Source organism: Enterocloster alcoholdehydrogenati (genome assembly GCF_013282095.1).
In the GTDB taxonomy this organism is placed as follows: domain Bacteria; phylum Bacillota; class Clostridia; order Lachnospirales; family Lachnospiraceae; genus Enterocloster; species Enterocloster alcoholdehydrogenati.
On sequence record NZ_BLTJ01000030.1, the window covers coordinates 1 to 3,012 of the forward strand.

A 3,012-nucleotide genomic window follows, 5' to 3' on the forward strand; every position below is an offset into this window, starting at 1 on the left:
TGCTCCTATACCGTCTGGTTAAGCCCTCGACCGATTAGTATCAGTCAGCTCCGTACATTGCTGCACTTCCACCTCTGACCTATCTACCTCGTCGTCTTCAAGGGGTCTTACTCTTGCGATGGGATATCTCATCTTGAGGGGGGCTTCACGCTTAGATGCCTTCAGCGTTTATCCCGTCCAGACTTGGCTACTCTGCCATGGCCCTGGTGGGCCAACAGATGCACCAGCGGTCTGTCCATCCCGGTCCTCTCGTACTAAGGACAGCTCCTCTCAAATATCCTACGCCCGCGCCGGATAGGGACCGAACTGTCTCACGACGTTCTGAACCCAGCTCGCGTACCGCTTTAATGGGCGAACAGCCCAACCCTTGGGACCTGCTACAGCCCCAGGATGCGATGAGCCGACATCGAGGTGCCAAACCACTCCGTCGATGTGAACTCTTGGGAGTGATAAGCCTGTTATCCCCAGGGTAGCTTTTATCCGTTGAGCGATGGCAATCCCACTTTCATACCACCGGATCACTAAGTCCTACTTTCGTACCTGCTCCACCCGTCGGTGTCGCAGTCAAGCTCCCTTATGCCTTTGCACTCTTCTAATGGTTTCCAACCATTATGAGGGAACCTTTGAGCGCCTCCGATACCCTTTCGGAGGCGACCGCCCCAGTCAAACTCCCCGCCTGACATTGTCCCCCAGCCAGGTCATGGCTGCAGGTTAGAAATCCAATACCGCAAGGGTGGTATCCCAACAGCGGCTCCTCACAGACTGGCGTCCATGATTCATTGCCTCCCACCTATCCTGTACATGCAGTACCGAATCCCAGTATCAAGCTGGAGTAAAGCTCCATGGGGTCTTTCCGTCCTGGCGCGGGTAACCAGCATCTTCACTGGTATTTCAATTTCACCGGGTGCATTGTTGAGACAGCGCTCAAATCATTACGCCTTTCGTGCGGGTCGGAACTTACCCGACAAGGAATTTCGCTACCTTAGGACCGTTATAGTTACGGCCGCCGTTTACTGGGGCTTCAATTCAAAGCTTCGCTTGCGCTAACCTCTCCTCTTAACCTTCCAGCACCGGGCAGGCGTCAGCCCATATACCTCACCTTACGGTTTTGCATAGACCTGTGTTTTTGCTAAACAGTTGCTTGAGCCTATTCTCTGCGGCCTGGTTTCCCAGGCACCCTTTCTCCCGAAGTTACAGGGTCATTTTGCCGAGTTCCTTAACAATGCTTCTCCCGCCGGCCTTAGGATTCTCTCCTCATCTACCTGTGTCGGTTTACGGTACGGGCACGTATCACACAATAGCGGCTTTTCTTGACAGCTGGAATCGCACACTTCGCTACTTTCATTCGCTCCGCTTCACAGCTTCGGATTGCCAGACGGTTTTGCCTGCCTGACTCCTACCCTGCTTGCCCCGGTTTTCCCATTCCCGGGATGTGCTGTCCTTCTGTGTCCCCACAGTTCTGATAATACGCGGTACAGGAATCTCAACCTGTTGTCCATCGACTACGCTTTTCAGCCTCGCCTTAGGCCCCGACTTACCCAGAGCAGATCAGCTTTACTCTGGAAACCTTGGATATTCGGCCTGGAGGATTCCCACCTCCATCTCGCTACTCATTCCGGCATTCTCTCTTCTTAAAAGTCCACAGCTCCTTGCCGGTACTGCTTCGCCCCTTTAAGAATGCTCCTCTACCAACGATTTCTCGTTCCTAAGCTTCGGTGTTGTGTTTCAGCCCCGGACATTTTCGGCGCAGGACCTCTCGACCAGTGAGCTATTACGCACTCTTTGAATGTGTGGCTGCTTCTAAGCCAACATCCTGGTTGTCTCTGAAATCCCACATCCTTTTCCACTTAACACACACTTTGGGACCTTAGCTGTAGGTCTGGGCTCTTTCCCTTTTGACTGCCCAACTTATCTCGTGCAGTCTGACTCCCGTACATCATTTATGCGGCATTCGGAGTTTGATATCCCTTGGTAAGCTTTGACGCCCCCTTAGGAATTCAGTGCTCTACCTCCGCTAAACTAATACGAGGCTAGCCCTAAAGCTATTTCGAGGAGAACCAGCTATCTCCGGGTTCGATTGGAATTTCTCCCCTATCCACACCTCATTCCCACCCTTTTCAACGGATGTGGATCCGGTCCTCCACGGAATTTTACTTCCGCTTCAACCTGGACATGGATAGGTCACCCGGTTTCGGGTCTGCCTGCGCTGACTTGACGCCCATTTGAGACTTGGTTTCCCTTCGGCTCCGCGGCTTTACCGCTTAACCTTGCCAGCGCCGGCAACTCGCCGGACCGTTCTACAAAAAGTACGCGGTCGCACCTTAACGTGCTCCCACAGCTTGTAAACACAGGGTTTCAGGTTCTCTTTCACTCCCCTCCCGGGGTCCTTTTCACCTTTCCTTCACAGTACTATGCGCTATCGGTCACTAAGGAGTATTTAGCCTTGGAGGGTGGTCCCTCCCACTTCCCGCAGGGTTTCTCGTGTCCCGCGGTACTCTGGATCCTGCCGCTGCCTACCGTTTTCATGTACGAGGCTTTCACTCTCTCTGGCCTGACTTCCCAGTCAGTTCCATTAACGGGTCGGCTCACTTTTGCAGTCCGTAACCCCAGTATGCACGCACACTGGTTTAGGCTCCTCCGGTTTCGCTCGCCGCTACTCCCGGAATCGATGTTTCTTTCTTTTCCTCCGGCTACTTAGATGTTTCAGTTCACCGGGTTCCCTCTGCATGGCTATGGATTCACCATGCAGTGACTGAGGATTTCTCAGCCGGGTTTCCCCATTCAGATATCTCCGGATCAATGGATATTTGCTCCTCCCCGAAGCTTTTCGCAGCTTATCACGTCTTTCATCGGCTCTTAGTGCCAAGGCATCCACCCTGCGCTCTTTATAGCTTAACCAATATAGAAATGAAAGCGGCCGGCCATTTATGAAACAGTCCGCTGAAAGCTTGCTTTCACAAGGACAGGTTCATGAATTGACGGACATTTGCGAAGCAAATGTTACTGAAAAGC

The 3,012-nt window shown here is 52.7% G+C and carries 1 rRNA gene; it reads right to left on the bottom strand.

Annotation, left to right across the window (positions count from 1 at the left end):
* Nucleotides 1-14 precede the first annotated feature (14 nt).
* Nucleotides 15-2,898: ribosomal RNA gene (locus HW447_RS17725) — 23S ribosomal RNA — on the bottom strand.
* Nucleotides 2,899-3,012 lie beyond the last annotated feature (114 nt).